The organism is Thiothrix subterranea, assembly GCF_016772315.1.
Classification (GTDB): Bacteria; Pseudomonadota; Gammaproteobacteria; order Thiotrichales; family Thiotrichaceae; genus Thiothrix; species Thiothrix subterranea.
The window spans coordinates 3938163-3953652 of the sequence record NZ_CP053482.1; the positions used below are offsets into that span (position 1 = coordinate 3938163).

14 protein-coding genes are annotated in these 15490 nt (G+C 51.3%); 10 read left to right on the plus strand and 4 right to left on the minus strand.

What is annotated here, in order from left to right:
* The first annotated feature begins 65 nt into the window (after positions 1 to 65).
* A complete protein-coding gene (locus tag HMY34_RS19370; protein WP_202717041.1) occupies positions 66 to 3509 on the plus strand; it encodes a pyruvate carboxylase in 3444 nt (1147 codons plus the stop codon).
* 23 nt (positions 3510 to 3532) lie between these two features.
* Here HMY34_RS19370 and HMY34_RS19375 read toward each other — a convergent pair whose 3' ends face one another.
* Complete coding sequence (locus tag HMY34_RS19375; RefSeq protein ID WP_202717042.1) at positions 3533 to 4372, minus strand: ABC transporter permease subunit; 840 nt, start codon at positions 4370 to 4372, stop codon at positions 3533 to 3535.
* Entirely contained in the window at positions 4365 to 5285 is a 921-nt protein-coding gene (oppB, locus tag HMY34_RS19380) for an oligopeptide ABC transporter permease OppB (RefSeq protein WP_202717043.1), read from the minus strand. Before oppB ends, HMY34_RS19375 begins: the two co-directional genes overlap by 8 nt.
* Positions 5286 to 5419: 134 nt before the next feature.
* Between oppB and HMY34_RS19385 the strand changes: the two genes are divergently transcribed.
* From HMY34_RS19385 to HMY34_RS19420, 8 genes are all read left to right on the plus strand, one after another.
* Complete coding sequence (locus HMY34_RS19385) at positions 5420 to 5734, plus strand: ArsR/SmtB family transcription factor (RefSeq protein WP_202717044.1); 315 nt, start codon at positions 5420 to 5422, stop codon at positions 5732 to 5734.
* 137 nt (positions 5735 to 5871) lie between these two features.
* Entirely contained in the window at positions 5872 to 6774 is a 903-nt protein-coding gene (locus HMY34_RS19390) for a CPBP family intramembrane glutamic endopeptidase (protein ID WP_202717045.1), read from the plus strand.
* A 31-nt stretch (positions 6775 to 6805) separates the two neighbouring features.
* Entirely contained in the window at positions 6806 to 8188 is a 1383-nt protein-coding gene (locus HMY34_RS19395; protein WP_202717046.1) for a cobyrinic acid a,c-diamide synthase CobB, read from the plus strand.
* Positions 8185 to 8496 carry a HesB/IscA family protein gene (locus HMY34_RS19400; protein ID WP_202717047.1) on the plus strand — a complete coding sequence of 104 codons (312 nt, stop codon included), beginning with the start codon at positions 8185 to 8187 and terminating at the stop codon, positions 8494 to 8496. Before HMY34_RS19395 ends, HMY34_RS19400 begins: the two co-directional genes overlap by 4 nt.
* Positions 8497 to 8500: 4 nt before the next feature.
* Positions 8501 to 10153 carry a GAF domain-containing sensor histidine kinase gene (locus tag HMY34_RS19405; protein WP_202717048.1) on the plus strand — a complete coding sequence of 551 codons (1653 nt, stop codon included), beginning with the start codon at positions 8501 to 8503 and terminating at the stop codon, positions 10151 to 10153.
* Between the two features lie 39 nt (positions 10154 to 10192).
* Positions 10193 to 10867: a response regulator gene (locus tag HMY34_RS19410; RefSeq protein ID WP_202717049.1), complete on the plus strand. Its 675-nt coding sequence runs from the start codon at positions 10193 to 10195 to the stop codon at positions 10865 to 10867.
* Between the two features lie 16 nt (positions 10868 to 10883).
* On the plus strand, positions 10884 to 11360 hold the full coding sequence (locus HMY34_RS19415) for a rhodanese-like domain-containing protein (RefSeq protein WP_202717050.1): 477 nt from the start codon (positions 10884 to 10886) through the stop codon (positions 11358 to 11360).
* 140 nt (positions 11361 to 11500) lie between these two features.
* Positions 11501 to 11800, plus strand: coding sequence for a hypothetical protein (locus HMY34_RS19420; RefSeq protein WP_202717051.1), 300 nt, complete (start codon positions 11501 to 11503; stop codon positions 11798 to 11800).
* Here the strand turns inward: HMY34_RS19420 and HMY34_RS19425 are convergent.
* Together HMY34_RS19425 and HMY34_RS19430 are read right to left on the minus strand one after the other, a co-directional pair.
* On the minus strand, positions 11797 to 13356 hold the full coding sequence (locus tag HMY34_RS19425; protein WP_202717052.1) for a protein adenylyltransferase SelO: 1560 nt from the start codon (positions 13354 to 13356) through the stop codon (positions 11797 to 11799). The two genes, HMY34_RS19420 and HMY34_RS19425, sit on opposite strands and share 4 nt — an antisense overlap.
* A gap of 173 nt (positions 13357 to 13529) precedes the next feature.
* Positions 13530 to 14573, minus strand: coding sequence for a substrate-binding domain-containing protein (locus HMY34_RS19430; RefSeq protein ID WP_202717053.1), 1044 nt, complete (start codon positions 14571 to 14573; stop codon positions 13530 to 13532).
* A 177-nt stretch (positions 14574 to 14750) separates the two neighbouring features.
* On the opposite strand from HMY34_RS19430, the gene HMY34_RS19435 reads away from it, so the two are divergent.
* On the plus strand, positions 14751 to 15488 hold the full coding sequence (locus HMY34_RS19435) for a lysophospholipid acyltransferase family protein (protein ID WP_202717054.1): 738 nt from the start codon (positions 14751 to 14753) through the stop codon (positions 15486 to 15488).
* The last annotated feature ends 2 nt before the right edge of the window (positions 15489 to 15490 follow it).

The following is a 15490-nucleotide window of genomic DNA, read 5'->3' on the forward strand; positions in this document are numbered from 1 at the left end:
GCTCAAGTTCCACACCCAGCCCACCGTTAATGGCAACCCGTTCCACTCTTATCGAAGGTAGTTCCATGACCCGCTCAATCAAGAAACTTCTGGTCGCCAACCGTGGCGAAATTGCAATCCGTATCCTGCGTGCAGCAGCCGAACTCAAGCTGTGTACGGTGTCGATTTACACCTACGAAGACCGTTTTTCACCGCACCGCTACAAGGCGGACGAAGCCTACCAGATTGGCAAAGACGACGAGCCGCTCAAGCCCTACCTTGATATTGAAGCCATTATTGAAACCGCCAAACGTCACCATGTGGACGCGATTCACCCAGGTTACGGCTTCTTGTCTGAAAACGTGCGATTTGCTCAGCGTTGTCGCGAAGAGGGTATTATTTTCGTGGGGCCGACCCCTGAAGCGATGCAGCGTTTAGGCGACAAAGTTGCCGCGAAAGAAAACGCCATTACCGCTGGTTTGCCGGTGATCGAAGACAGCCGCGAACCGCTGAATACGGTGGACATCGCGCGTCGCGAAGCCGACCGCATAGGCTACCCGCTGATGTTGAAAGCCGCGTCGGGCGGTGGTGGACGCGGGATGCGCGTGTTGCGTGACCCGTCGCAGTTGGAAGGCGCGTACAACGATGCGCGTAACGAAGCCCTGAAAGCCTTTGGCGATGCTACCGTTTTCCTCGAAAAGTACATCGACTCGCCTAAGCACATCGAAATCCAGATTTTGGGCGATACCCACGGTAATCTCGTGCATTTGTACGAACGCGATTGTTCCGTGCAACGCCGCTTCCAGAAAGTGGTCGAAGTTGCGCCCAGTACCAGTCTGAAAGATGAAACCCGCGAAAACTTGTATAAATACGCGCTGGCAATTACCCGCCATGTGGATTATTCCTGCGCGGGTACGGTTGAATTCTTGGTCGACAAAGACGAACGTATTTACTTCATCGAAGTGAACCCGCGTGTGCAGGTGGAACACACCATCACCGAAGAAATCACTGGCATCGACATTGTGCGCAGCCAGATTTTGATTGCAGGCGGTGCACGGTTGGATGACCCCGAAATCGGTATTCCCAACCAAGAATCGGTCGACTGCAACGGTTACGCCGTGCAGTGCCGGATCACCACAGAAGACCCTGAAAACGGCTTCAAACCCGACTACGGCACAATTATCGCGTACCGCAGCAGTGGCGGTTTCGGCGTGCGGCTGGATGCAGGCGCGGCTTATCCCGGTGCAAAAGTATCGCCGTTCTTCGACTCTATGCTGGTGAAAGTGACGACGTGGGGGCGCACGCTGGAAGGTGCAGCCAATCGTAACTTACGTGCCTTGCAGGAATTCCGTATCCGTGGGGTGAAAACCAATATCGGTTTCCTCGAAAACGTGTTGCAACACGAGGTATTTACCACGGGCAAGTGCGCGGTGACGTTCATCGACAACCACCCCGAACTGTTCCACACCGCGTTGCGCTTTGACCGTGGCACCAAAACGCTGAAATTCATCGGCAATGTCACCGTCAACGGCAACCCAGATGTGAAATACGTCGACCCCAACAAGCATTTCCGCAAGCCGATTATTCCCGATTTCGACAAGTTGGGAGCATACCCGAAGGGCAGCAAAAACTTGCTGGACGAAATGGGTGCAGAAAAATTCTGCCAATGGGTGAAAGACCAGCCGAACATTTTCTACACCGATACCACCTTACGTGACGCGCACCAGTCTTTGCTGGCAACCCGTGTGCGTACCGACGACATGATGAAAATCGCCGAAGGTTTGGCGAAAAATCATCCGCAATTATTCTCGTTGGAACTGTGGGGCGGCGCGACGTTTGACGTGGCGATGCGTTTCTTGCACGAATGCCCGTGGGATCGTCTCAAGCTGTTGCGTGAAGCGATTCCTAACATCCTGTTCCAGATGCTGTTCCGTGGCTCGAATGCAGTGGGTTATACCGCCTACCCCGACAATGTGGTGGAAGCCTTCATCGAAAAGTCGTGGGAAAACGGTATCGACGTATTCCGTATCTTCGACTCCTTGAACTGGATTGAAGGGATGCGCAAATCCATTCAGTGCGTGCGCGAACGTACTGGCGGGATTGCGGAAGGCACGATTTGCTATACCGGCGATGTGCTGAACAAAGACCCATCGAACAAGTTCAACCTGCAATATTACCTGGATTTGGCGAAGCAGTTGGAAGACGCGGGTGCGCACATGCTGGCGGTCAAGGATATGGCAGGTGTGTTGAAGCCGTATGCGGCGACGACGTTGATTACCGCGTTGAAAGAATCGGTGAGTATTCCGATTCATTTGCACACGCATGATACCGCGTCGATTCAATCCGCGACTTTGCTGAAAGCGATTGAAGCGGGTGTGGATATTGTGGATGGCTGTATGAGTTCCATGTCGGGTCTGACTTCGCAGGTCAATTTGAACTCGTTGATTGCTGCGATGGAAGGTCAGCCGCGTGAACAGCCGTACAATCTCAAGTCGTTGAATGCTTACGCGAATTACTGGGAAGATGTACGCGAAATGTACTACCCGTTTGAGTCTGGTTTGAAAGCAGGCACGGCGGAAGTGTACAACCACGAAATTCCAGGTGGTCAATATTCCAACCTGCGTCCGCAAGCAATTGCGCTGGGCTTGGAACACAAGTTTGAGGAAGTGAAGGAAAATTACGCAGTCGTCAACCGCATGTTCGGCGACATCGTGAAAGTTACCCCATCGTCCAAAGTCGTTGGTGACATGGCGATTTACATGACCTCCAACGGCTTGACCGAGCAGGATGTGATGGAACGTGGGCGCACCTTGGCGTTCCCTGATTCCGTGATCGACTTGTTCAAAGGCGGATTGGGGCAAGTGCCCGGCGGTTTCCCGAAAGACTTGAGCGACATTATCCTCAAAGGCGAGAAGCCGTACACGGGTCGCCCGAATGATCACTTGAAGCCGGTGGATTTGGATGCGGCATTTGAGGCATTCAAGCAAGAGTTTGACCCTGAGCAAACTTTCCTCGATTTCCTGTCATTCACCATGTATCCGGCGGTCTTCCGCGAGTTCTATAAGCATCAGCAAGAATACGGCGAAATTAGCCATTTGCCGACTTCGCTGTTCTTCTACGGTCTCAAGCTGAACGAGGAAGTGCTGGTTGATCTGGGGCGCGGTAAGGTACTGATTATTCGCTTGCTGTACCGTTCGCCGACGGATGAGAACGGTATGTGTGGCGTGACGTTTGACTTCAATGGGCAAATTCGTGCGATGCAAATCCGCGATTTGTCCGTGAAGCCGACCCGTGCGACTAACCGCAAAGCGGTTGATCCGAATGAAGTCGGTACATCGTTGCAGGGCAAGCTCTCCGCCATTATGGTTAAAGCGGGCGATGAGGTAGAGCAGAATGCGCCGCTGTTTGTGATTGAGGCGATGAAAATGGAAACCACGATTACTGCGCCAGAGGCGGGTAAGGTGAAAAAAGTTCACTTGCAGGCTGGGGAGCTGGTCGAGCAGGGTGATTTGGTCGTCGAATTCGAGTAACACTTGAACCAAGGGGGGATGTTTCATCCCCCTTTCGGATCCAACGCATCCCGCAAGCCATCGCCCAAAAAATTAAGGCAGAACAACGTCACCGCCAAAAATCCGGCGGGAAATAATAACATCCACGGTGCAGTTTCCATTTGTGCTGCCCCTTCTGCAATCAACACGCCCCAACTGGTGAGCGGCTCTTGCACCCCTAAGCCTAAAAAGCTCAGAAATGATTCAAACAAGATCACTTGTGGCACGGTCAAAGTGGCATACACAATCACTGATCCCAAGGTATTGGGGACGATATGACGGCGAATAATCCCAAAATGACTCACGCCGCTGACCCGTGCAGCTTCCACAAAAGCGCGACCTTTCAAGGATAGCGCTTGCCCACGGACAATCCGCGCCATTGTCAGCCATTCCACCGCGCCAATTGCCACGAAGATCAGGAAAATGCTGCGTCCGAAATACACCATCAGCAAAATCACAAAAAACATAAAGGGCAGGGCATACAACACATCCACCAAGCGCATCATCAGCGCATCGGTGCGCCCACCCAAATACCCCGCCGTTGCCCCATACAAAACGCCGATAAGCAAACTGACCGAGGTTGCCGCCAAGCCCACCATTAGTGAAATCTGCCCGCCGATCAGGGTACGCACGAATAAATCCCGTCCATTCGCATCCGTTCCAAACCAGAAACCTTGCACGGCATCGGGCGGAATTCCCATGGCATCCCAATAAATTTCATCGTAAGGGTGCGGGCTAAACAACGGCCCTAACACACACAAGACGGCAATCAGCAGCAAGACGATGGCGCTGCCGACCGCCATTTTGTTACGCAACAAGCGATGCCATGCTTTGTGTTTAATCATAACGTACCCTCGGATCCATCCAGCCGTAGATCACATCCACCAGCAAATTCATCATAATAATCAACGCGCCGTAAAAGATAACCACGCCCATGACCAAGGTGTAATCCCGATTCAATGCCCCTTGCACAAAATGCCGCCCGATGCCCGGAATTCCGAAAATCTGCTCAATCACCACCGACCCGGTAATAATCGCCGCTGTCGCAGGCCCCAGCCAAGACAGCACCGGCAACAATGCCCCTTTCAACACATGCCGCCACACAATCAGGCGCATCGGTAAACCTTTCGCAACAGCGGTACGAATATGCGGGCTAGACAGCGTTTCCAGCACACTGGCACGCATTAACCGCGCTGCATACGCTATTTGTGGCAATGCCAGCGCAATTACCGGCAACACGGCTGATTTCCAGCCTTGATCCCAACCGGCTACCGGCAGCCAATGCAAAAATACCCCAAACACCAACGCCAATAACGGTGCCATGACAAAATTGGGTATCGTAATACCCGTCATGGAAACCGCCATTACCGCGTGATCCAGCGGGCGGTTGTGATGCAACGCCGCCAACATTCCTGCCGGAATCCCAACCAACAAGGCGAGTAGCATGGCAAACACCCCCAATTGCAAAGACACCGGAAACCCTTCCGCAATCAAGCTGCTGACACTGTGATCCTTGTACTTAAACGACGGCCCCAAATCCCCTTGCAACACATTGAGCAAGTAATACCCGTATTGCACCGGCAAAGGCTTATCCAAGTGGTAAGCACGTTCCATATTCGCCGCAATTTCCGGCGGCATGGGGCGTTCGGTATCAAATGGCCCGCCCGGTGCTAAACGGATTAAAAAGAACGCCAACGTGATGATCACCAGCAAGGTTGGCAGCGCACCTAGCAAGCGTTTAATGACATACTGCAACATACAACCCTTATCTTTCTGAGATTTAACCGTGACAAAACCTTCAAAAGCTCCTACACTTCAGTTTATTATAATATTCTAATCAACCATCAACCCCGCTAGATTTTCCATTGAGACTAACCTAGGAAGGGTTAATTATGCACACATCAGAACACAGTATTATGGTTAATGGCATTCCGATACAAGAAGACGATATCGAATATGCAAGCCGTTCCCTCAAAGCCGCGTCTCACCCATTGCGCTTAAAAATCATGTGTTTACTCTCACAACATGAGATGACAGTGCAAGATATTGTGGATCATGTCGGCACGAGTCAAAGCAATGTGTCCCAACATTTAGCGATCATGCGTGACAAGGGCTTATTGTCTTCGCATCGGGTGGCTAATCGTGTCTATTACTGCCTTGCTGAATCCCGCCGTGCTTTGTTACAAGCGTGCTCTTCACTCCGTTAGTCTGAAATAATCAGTGGAGCGGTTTACTGAGTCTATTCATCTTGATTATGGTTGTCTCTTAATGCATGTGCAATTCAAAATATGCGCTACAATAGTCTGCATGTGTATGATGTGAATTACATAATTAAGGAAAATAAGTGAACACAAGTTATCTAAGCTTAGCCAGCCTAGGCAAAAATCATTGGTGGCGTTATGTACTTGGCTTATTAGTCATTGCGATTTTTTGGCAGGTATTGGGTGCTATTCCGTTAGGAATCATGGTGGTTATGTTGCTGGGTGATGATGACCCTAACACGAATGTCGATCTGAGCACCTTGCAGTTTGAGGGGGTCAATAGCTTGTGGCCTTATTTGGGAATTAATTTCACCCTGCTGGCGATGTTGCTGGGCGTGTTTGTGACGGTGCGTTTTTTGCACAAACGTTATTTCACCAGTTTGATAACGCCGTTAATGCGCATTGATTGGAAGCTCATGCTGAAGGGATTTTTCGTATTCTTTGCTTTGATTGCGCTGGCAACGTTGTTGGAAGCGTTATCCCAGCCTGCGGGGTATCAAATGACGTTTGACGCAACGCAATTTTTGATGTTCTTGCCGATTGCACTGGTGATTACGCCGCTTCAGGCGGCAGCGGAAGAATTGCTATTCCGTGGTTATTTAATGCAAGGCTTGGGTTTGTGGGGACGTGGTGCTGTTATACCGGTGTTGGGGTCTTCGTTGCTGTTCATGGCGGCGCATTTGGCAAATCCAGAAGTGGGCGCGGATGCTTATTTGATTCCTTTGTTGTATTTGTTAATGGGCTTGTTTTTAGCGGTGATTACCGTCAAAAGTAACTCTTTGGAATTGGCGATTGGGGTACACGCCGCGAATAATTTGTTTACCGTGTTGATTATGAATTACGCGGATTCGGCATTGCCTGCCCCGTCGCTGTTTACCGCTAATGAAATTGATCCGGTGGCGAGTTTGATCAGCTTTGTGGTGGTTGCCGCCTTGTTCTATTGGATTATGTTTGTCTGGCAACGCCACGATAATATTAAGATTTAATAATATACCTGAGTTGCGGTAGAATGCGTCCATGGCAAGAATTTTTATCTCCGCAACTCATAAATCCTCCGGCAAAACCACACTGTCCATCGGTCTGTGTGCCGCTTTGCACGCCCAAGGTTTACGTGTCCAGCCGTTCAAAAAAGGCCCGGATTATATCGATCCGCTGTGGTTAGGGGCGGCGAGTCAGCGCCCCTGCCACAACCTTGATTTCAATACGATGACACCGGCTGAAATCATCCAAACCGTGCAGCATTATTCGCAAAATGCAGATATTGCGCTAATCGAAGCCAATAAAGGGCTGTACGACGGCATGGCATTGAATGGTTCGGATAGCAATGCGGCTGTCGCTAAATTAACCCAATCCCCCGTTATTTTGGTGGTGGACTCACGCGGTATGACACGCGGCATTGCGCCGTTATTGCTCGGTTATCAAGCGTTTGACCGCGAAGTAAATATTGCCGGAATCATTTTCAATCGCGTGGGCGGTGCTCGCCACGCCGCTAAGTTGCGTGAATCCGTTGAGCATTACACCGACATCAAGGTGTTGGGCGCGGTACAAAATAATCCCGAAATGGAAATCGAAGAGCGCCATTTGGGGTTGATGCCGAGCAATGAGAGCGGTGCAGCAGAACAGCAGATTGCACGGATTCGGGATCTGGTGGCAGAACAGGTGGATTTGCGAGCAGTGCTGGGGATTGCGGAGCGTGCAGTAGGGTTGGAGGGCAGGGCGATTCATGAATCGCCCCTACAATATTCTGGGTCTCTTAGCATCGGTATCTGTCAAGACCCTGCTTTCGGTTTCTACTACCCCGGCGACCTCGAAGCCCTGCAACAAGCAGGCGCAACCCTTGTTCCAGTGAACACCCTGCAAGACACCGCTTTGCCCGCCATCGACGGTCTGTTTATTGGCGGTGGTTTTCCCGAAACGCACATGCAGCAATTGGCGGCAAATACGTCAATGCGCGATTCCATCCGCTGCGCCATCGACAACGGTTTGCCGACGTATGCAGAATGTGGCGGCTTGATGTACCTTTCCCGTAGCCTAATCTGGAACGGGCAACAAGCACCAATGGTGGGCGTGATTCCCGGTGACGCGGTGATGCATACCAAGCCGCAGGGCAGGGGTTACGTGAAATTGCAAGAAACTGCGGATATGCCTTGGCCGGGGGGCGACACGTTGCACACGATTAATGCACACGAGTTCCACTATTCGCGGCTTGAGAATTTGACCGCAACGGGTAAATTCGCCTACCGTATGCGGCGCGGAACTGGCATTGATGGTCAACACGATGGCTGGGTTTACCGCAATTTGTTAGCTTCTTACACACACATGCGCGATACCTCCCAATTCCGGTGGGCACAGCGTTTTGTGGAATTTATCCGTCAAACTCAAAGGAATTCTATTGCATGATCACCGTTACTGCCGCCGCCGCCACTCAAGTTCGTACCGCTTCGGTACAGGGCAATGCCATTGGTTTACCGTTACGCATTGCTATCCAAACAAAGCCGGACGGTGGGTTTCATTACCTGATGGGGTTTGACGATCAGGAAAAAGCAGGCGACCAAAAAATCGAATCCGAAGGCGTGGTATTGGTGGTGGATGAGGCTTCTCAGCCATTAGTAACCGGCATGACGCTGGATTACGTGGAAATCGACGGCAAACTGGAGTTTGTTTTCATCAATCCGAATGACCCTAACTACCGTCCACCACAGGCGTAATTCTATGCAAGAAATGCACCATCAGGCAGCAGAAGTTGACGATGCTGCTGCGACGGCTTCACGCGACAGTTACTGGGCTAGTCAAGAAGGCCGCCCTGTCATTGATTTGCCTTGGCAGGCGCAAATGAGTCTGATGGTGCTGTTTTTCACCTTCACGGTGATTGGCGCGGTTTATTTTTGGGTAACAAGCAGCAAAGCGGAATACCAGTGGATTGCGCCGATGATGACCGGTTTATGGTTGATTGCGGGTGCGGGTGTCTTGTCATTGTTGTATTGGGTGTGGCGCGAATTTTCCAAATTTGGGGCAGAATTATCCCGTTGGGCGATTCGTTTGCGCAAAGGCGATTTTAGTGCGCGGATGCTGATTTCAGGCAAAAGCTGCCCATCGCGCAAAATTCGTGAGCAAATCAACGCGATTACCGAAGATTACCAAGCGCTGTCACGGGTGCAGCAAAAACGCATGAATCGGCAAGAAAAATACCTTGCCCAGAAAAAGCGTCACCTCAGTGTGCTTTACGAGGTGGCAAGCTGTATTAACCGTGCCGACAGTTTGGAAGCGTTGCTCAATCTTTTTCTGCACACCCTAACCGACGTGGTGCACGCAGAAGCGGCAACGGTGCGTTTGCTGGATCGTGAAGGCAATATGCGCCTCGTTTCTAGCATTGGTTTGAATCCCGCCGCTTTGAAAGCGGAAGAAACCTTGCCATTACCCAGTTGTTTGTGCGGCAAAGCGGCAACGGATAAGCAAATCAAAATGCGCAGTGATATTTCACAGTGCAATGCGATTCTCGGCAAGCCCCTGTGTGCGGGTAAACAAAATTTGGAAATGTTGGCGATTCCGTTGCAATACCGCGATAAAATTCTGGGTGTTTACAACTTGTTTATTAGCCAAGGGCGTTACGACAAAGTAGAAGATGACGAGCTATTGCTCAGTATCGGTCAGCATTTGGGCATGGCAATTGAAAAAGCCAATAGCGATGAAGACATGCGCACCTTATCAATCATGGAAGAGCGTACCCGGATGGCGCACGAATTGCATGATTCACTGGCGCAAACCTTGGCGAGTTTGCGCTTTAAGGTGCGCCTGCTGGATGACTCGTTCAATCGGGGGGCAGAAGCGGATATGTGGCATGAATTGGAGGTCTTGGAAAATACCATCGACGAAGCTTACGCCGAATTACGCAGCCTGATTACCGATTTCCGTGCGCCAATTGATGGTAAAGGGATTTTGCGTGCAGTTGAGCGTTTGACCGAACGTTTCCGCCAAGAAACGGGTATGGAAGTGTTTTTCTACCATAATTGGGCATTGAAAGATTTGTCGCGCGAAGTTGAGCTGGAAGTGATCCGTATCGTGCAAGAATCATTGACCAATATTCGTAAACACAGCCAAGCATCAACCGTGCGCTTGTTGTTGCACAGTAGCGAAGAAGGCAAGTGCAGCATTTTGGTCGAAGACGACGGTATTGGTTTGCCCGACCCGCTGCCTGAACCCAACCCGACCACGGGCGAACACATCGGTTTACGCATTATGCAAGAGCGTGCTGAGAAGATCGGTGGCGAGATACAGTTTGAAAGTGAGCCGGGTGAGGGTACACTGATACAATTAAATTTTGATGCACCGCCAACCAAGAAACTTTCTGATTTGTTTGGGGTGTAACCTGCTTTTGATAACCACAGTAATAAGCGACCTCACCACATGAATGAAAAAGTATTGTTGATTGATGACCACACCCTGTTTCGTGCCGGTTTGGAAGATTTGCTGACACGACGGGGTATCCGAGTGGTTGCGGCGGTGGGCAGTGGTGACGAAGGCTTAGCGGCTGCTATCAACCTTGAACCGGATATTGTCTTGCTGGATATGCGGATGCCGCAAATGGATGGCCTCACGGTATTGCGCCAGTTACGCAAAAATACCCCGAATCTGCGGGTCGTCATGCTCACGACCAGCAGCAATGAAAACGATTTAGTCGAAGCCTTGCGCAGTGGCGCACGTGGTTACTTGCTCAAAGACATTGAACCCGATGAGTTAGTGGTGGCTTTGCGCGAAATCGTCGCAGGCAAAACGGTGGTTGCGCCAGAACTTGCGGCAATATTGGCAAGAGTGGTGCAAGGTGGCGATGCACGCGCTAACGAAGGTAAGCTTGCGAACCCGTTTTCTGAATTGACCCCGCGTGAATACGAAATTCTCACCTTGTTGGCAGAAGGTCAAAGCAATAAAGTCATTGCCCGCAATTTGGGTATTTCGGATGGCACGGTAAAACTGCATGTTAAAGCCATTTTACGCAAATTAAATGTTAGCTCGCGAATTACCGCTGCGGTGATGGCAGTGGAATACGGCATCCGTGTCGAAGCGGCTAACGCAGAACATTAATCCATTGACGAATACCATGAATAACGCGAAAACCTTTGCGGCACTGGTTGCCGACGCTTTGTCCCACATTCAGGAATTGATGCCGTGGGATGTTGAGGCAATGCAAGCCAGCCACCCGGATTTACTGATCGTCGACGTTCGTGAAGCGGACGAATACGACGCGGCACACATTAAAGATTCTCTGCATGTGCCGCGTGGTATTCTGGAAGCTTCTTGTGACTGGGGCTATTCCGACACCATTCCTGCGTTAGCGCTGGCACGCGACAAGCCGGTGGTGCTGGTGTGCCGTTCGGGAAACCGTACTGCGCTGGCGGCGTTGACGTTGCAATTATTGGGCTATCAGCAAGTCTATTCCATGAAAACCGGGGTACGCGGCTGGAATGATTACGAATTGCCCTTGTTTAATCGAGCGGGTGAGCCAGTCGATGTGGATTGGGCAGAAACCGAATTAAATCCGCCGACGCGCCCGGAACAAATGCAGGCTAAAGTTTAGATGTGTCTTTGAAATAGAATTTTTTGTATGAAATTTGCAACATATCAATAAAATCAACAGGATTTTTGTATCTTTACTGCTACACTTGCACTATTGTGTAAAAATAGTCCTGTTGTGGGACACAGTAAGGAGACTAGCAAATGAAGATCACCAGCCCAAGAACCTTGGCGTGCATAGCGGTATTACTGGGTAGCTTGTCGCTATCGGCTTGTTCTACCTTGGCGGCGGTTAACCCGTTTAAACAGCAAACGGATGCGGAAGGCTCTGAATCTGCGCCTGCGAATGAAAGTATGCCATTGAGTACGCCTGCGACCAGCATTCGGGTGGAAACTAAACCTCCCGAACCCAAGGGGCAGCAGGAGGTGGAAGTCAATGTTGGCAACAATGTGCAATGCACCACGTTCTGTTCCCTGCCAATGCGCCAGCGACCGGTCAATTAAGAGCTGCACGACAGCATCGAACATCCCGCCTTGTGCCGTGCCCATTCGGGACGCTTCTCGGCAAATTTCGCACAGTGCGCTTGCTCGGCATACGGGTGACGCAACACGTCTAACAATTCTGTGATCATACTGTTATCACCAGCCGTGGCTTGGTCAATGGCTTGTTGCGCGAGGTAATTGCGTAATACAAACCGTGGATTCACGGCATTCATGCGCTGGCGGCGTTCCACATCCGACAGATGATTACGCTGTAAACGTTGGCAATAGTGCTGCAACCACTGCTCCCATTCCGCGTGGTATTGCTGCAATAACTCATCGCGGTAAAACGCTGGGTAGAGTGCTTTCAACGTGGGGTTTGCTAGGTCGATAGTGGCAAGGTTGCGGAAGAACAGCGTCATGTCCACCTCGGCCTTATGCAGCAGCTCAAACGCGCCATTGATCCACGGCGCATCTTCATCCGATAATTCCCGAATCCCGAATTTGGCGGCAAGCATCACACCAAAGGTTTCGCTGTAGGTGTCAGCGTACACTTGCGAACCGGCATCCAACACACTGGCATCGGCAATCACGGGTTTCAGCGCATCTTTTAAACGCGCCAGATTCCAGTGACCGATGTAGGGTTGTTGCCCGTAGCTGTAACGTTTGCCTTGGGCGTCGGTGGTGTTCGGTGTCCACAGCGGGTCGTAATCTTCCAGCCAGCCGTAAGGACCGTAGTCGATGGTCAGGCCCAGAATCGACATATTGTCCGTATTCATCACGCCATGCACGAAACCGACGCGCATCCAATGCGCAATCATCACCGCAGTACGGCGGCAGATTTCCAAGAACCATTGCCCGCGTTTTTCCTGCGTATCGCCGTGCAATTCGGGGTAATCACGGGCGATGGTGAAATCCACCAATTGTTCCAGCAAGCCGATGTCGCCGCGTGAGGCGGGCAGTTCAAAGTTGCCGAAGCGCGTGAAGGAGGGGGCGACGCGGCATACGATTGCGCCCGGTTCGACTTGCGGATTGCCGTCGTAAAACATATCGCGCATTACGCCGTCACCCGTGGCGACGAGGCTGAGGGCGCGAGTGGTGGGAATGCCGAGGTGGTGCATGGCTTCGCTGCACAGGAATTCGCGCACCGAGGAACGTAAGACGGCACGTCCGTCCGCGCGGCGGGAATAGGGGGTGGGGCCTGCGCCTTTGAGTTGCAGTTCCCAGCGTTCGCCCGCGCTGTTAATGGTTTCGCCGAGGCTCATGGCGCGTCCGTCGCCTAATTGCCCTGCCCAGCCACCGAATTGGTGTCCACCGTAGCAAGCGGCGTAGGGCTGCATTCCTGCCATGAGTTGGTTGCCGCCGAAGATTTGCGCAAAATCGGGGTGCGCTATGTCTGCCTCGCTTAAACCGAGCAAGGCGGCAACTTCCGGCGAATGAATCAGTAAGCGCGGATTCGCCACGGGCGTGGGGCGTACCGTTGACCAGAAGGCGTCATAGACTTGGCGCGGCATATTGATCCGGTCGGTATCGCCGGGTAGTTCGCGCACGAAACGGTTGTCGAAATTTAGGGGGCGCATGGGGAATCCTGTTGGTGGAATCCCTACAAGCAAAGCAGATGACAGGGGGCGTGTCGAGAAGCCGCAATGCGTGGGGTGGATTGCTTTCACCATAAAAAAAGGAGTGCCTCGGCACTCCTTTTGAATCCGTTATTGGAAATATTATCTTCGGAGGAGGATATTATTATTTCAAATTACTTCAAGCCATCCGCAGTCATGGGTGTGAGTGCCGTTGCGTTTTTAGCAATTTCTGGCAATTCGTCAGCAGCAACAGGCACTAAGCCTTTGTCTGCCAAGTAACCGTCAGTACCCATTGCCGCTTCACTCACGTATTCAGCAACAAATTCTTTGATGCCTTTTACTTGATCAACGTGGCTGTTTTTCACGTAAACATACATGGAACGTGACATAGGGTAGCTGCCGTCAATTACCGCTTCTGCTGAAGGTGCAACGCCGCCGATAGCCAAACCGCGCAGTTTGTCTTCGTTTTGCTCAAGGAAGCTGAAACCGAATGCGCCCAGAGCTTTAGGGTTTCCTTCCAGTTTTTGCACGATCAGGTTGTCGTTTTCGCCCGCTTCCACATACGCACCGTCTTCACGGATGGTTTGGCAAGCCGCTTTGTAAGCTTTTTCGTCTTTTTCTTTGAGTGCTTTCAGCGATTCAACTTGCTTACAGCCACCTTCCATGCCCAGTTCGTTGAAAGAGTCGCGTGTACCAGAAGTAGGTGGCGGCCCGATGACTTCGATTTTAACGTCCGGCAGTTCAGCGTTAACTTCTTTCCAAGTTTTGGCAGGGTTAGGGACTAATTCGCCTTTTTCGTTAGGCACGTCTTTCGCCAAACCCATGTACAAATCTTTCAGGGTGAAGTTTTTGAATTCATCACCGCTTTTGGACTGTGCAATGCTCAGGCCATCGTAGCCCATTTTGATTTCAGTGATAGCGTCAACGCCGTTCTTTTGGCAATCTTCAAATTCGCCTTTTTTCATGCGGCGTGAAGCGTTGGTCAAGTCTGGGGTTTCAACGCCAGCGCCAGCGCAGAACAATTTCATGCCGCCACCAGTACCAGTGGATTCAACCTTTGGTGCTGGATTGCCCGTTTTCTTAGCAAATGTTTCTGCAACCGCTGTCGTGAAAGGATAAACAGTGGAAGAACCCACGATTTCGATATTGTCACGTGCTTGTGCAGCAGTAGCAGACAGTGCCAGAGCGGCAGCAATTGCCAGAGCAAGTTTCTTCATTTGAAAGTCTCCAAAGTTTTAGATCAATCGTTTTCAATCAGTGTCAGTGTTGAACTGCTGCGAACTATAGGCGGTGAATATGACAGCTTTGTGACAAACACAAAAAAATACGGTTATGCTCTTTCGCCAAAGAATGTAACCCAATAACCTCAGGGCATCTGAAACCAGGGAGATAAAATGAAGCGATTACGCAGAATGATACGGTTGATTCGGTTGGCGCTACACGTGTGCCTTGGCGTGTGCATGACGGTGTTGTTTGCTGGGGTGTGGCAAGCCACTTTTTACCCGCGTTTGGTGCGTTGGTGGTTGAGTAAAGCGGGGCGAATCGTTGGAATTCAGCTAACCGTCGTGGGAAATCCCGCTGCTGAGGCGGTATTGATGGTGGCTAATCATATTTCATGGTTGGACATTGCGCTATTGGGCGGGGTTGCCAATCCGCGTTTTCTGTCCAAGCAAGAAGTGCGTCAATGGCCGGTGATCGGTTGGCTGGCAGCAAAATCCGGCACTTTATTTATTACGCGGGGTAAAGCGGGGGCGGCAGCACAAGCGGCTGCAACTATTTTGCAAGCGTTACAGGCGGGGGATTCGGTATTGCTGTTCCCAGAAGGTACAACGACGACGGGCAATGATGTGCGTACCTTTCATGCACGTTTGTTTGCGCCTGCGTTTGAGGCGGGGGTTGCGGTACAGCCGGTCGCGTTGCGTTATCCGGGGCAAGACGGTTTGACGCACCCGGTCGTGCCGTATGTCGATCAGCAATCGTTGTGGGATAATTTGAAAGCGTTGTTGTCAGAATCCGGGATTCAAGCAGAAATTCACTTTTTACCGTTAATGACCACGACAGGTATTGATCGTAAAGCGCTGGCGGCGGCTTGTGAGCAACAAATCCGTGCTTTTTGTGCGCTGCAACCGTAAGC

Excerpts from the sequence above, each read along its gene's own strand:
- HMY34_RS19370 (WP_202717041.1), top strand. The coding sequence starts at position 66 with ATGACCCGCTCAATCAAGAAACTTCTGGTCGCCAACCGTGGCGAAATT.
- HMY34_RS19415 (WP_202717050.1), top strand. The coding sequence starts at position 10,884 with ATGAATAACGCGAAAACCTTTGCGGCACTGGTTGCCGACGCTTTGTCC.
- HMY34_RS19405 (WP_202717048.1), top strand. The coding sequence starts at position 8,501 with ATGCAAGAAATGCACCATCAGGCAGCAGAAGTTGACGATGCTGCTGCG.
- oppB (WP_202717043.1), bottom strand. The coding sequence starts at position 5,285 with ATGTTGCAGTATGTCATTAAACGCTTGCTAGGTGCGCTGCCAACCTTG.
- HMY34_RS19375 (WP_202717042.1), bottom strand. The coding sequence starts at position 4,372 with ATGATTAAACACAAAGCATGGCATCGCTTGTTGCGTAACAAAATGGCG.
- HMY34_RS19430 (WP_202717053.1), bottom strand. The coding sequence starts at position 14,573 with ATGAAGAAACTTGCTCTGGCAATTGCTGCCGCTCTGGCACTGTCTGCT.
- HMY34_RS19395 (WP_202717046.1), top strand. The coding sequence starts at position 6,806 with ATGGCAAGAATTTTTATCTCCGCAACTCATAAATCCTCCGGCAAAACC.
- HMY34_RS19420 (WP_202717051.1), top strand. The coding sequence starts at position 11,501 with ATGAAGATCACCAGCCCAAGAACCTTGGCGTGCATAGCGGTATTACTG.
- HMY34_RS19400 (WP_202717047.1), top strand. The coding sequence starts at position 8,185 with ATGATCACCGTTACTGCCGCCGCCGCCACTCAAGTTCGTACCGCTTCG.
- HMY34_RS19425 (WP_202717052.1), bottom strand. The coding sequence starts at position 13,356 with ATGCGCCCCCTAAATTTCGACAACCGTTTCGTGCGCGAACTACCCGGC.
- HMY34_RS19410 (WP_202717049.1), top strand. The coding sequence starts at position 10,193 with ATGAATGAAAAAGTATTGTTGATTGATGACCACACCCTGTTTCGTGCC.
- HMY34_RS19435 (WP_202717054.1), top strand. The coding sequence starts at position 14,751 with ATGAAGCGATTACGCAGAATGATACGGTTGATTCGGTTGGCGCTACAC.
- HMY34_RS19385 (WP_202717044.1), top strand. The coding sequence starts at position 5,420 with ATGCACACATCAGAACACAGTATTATGGTTAATGGCATTCCGATACAA.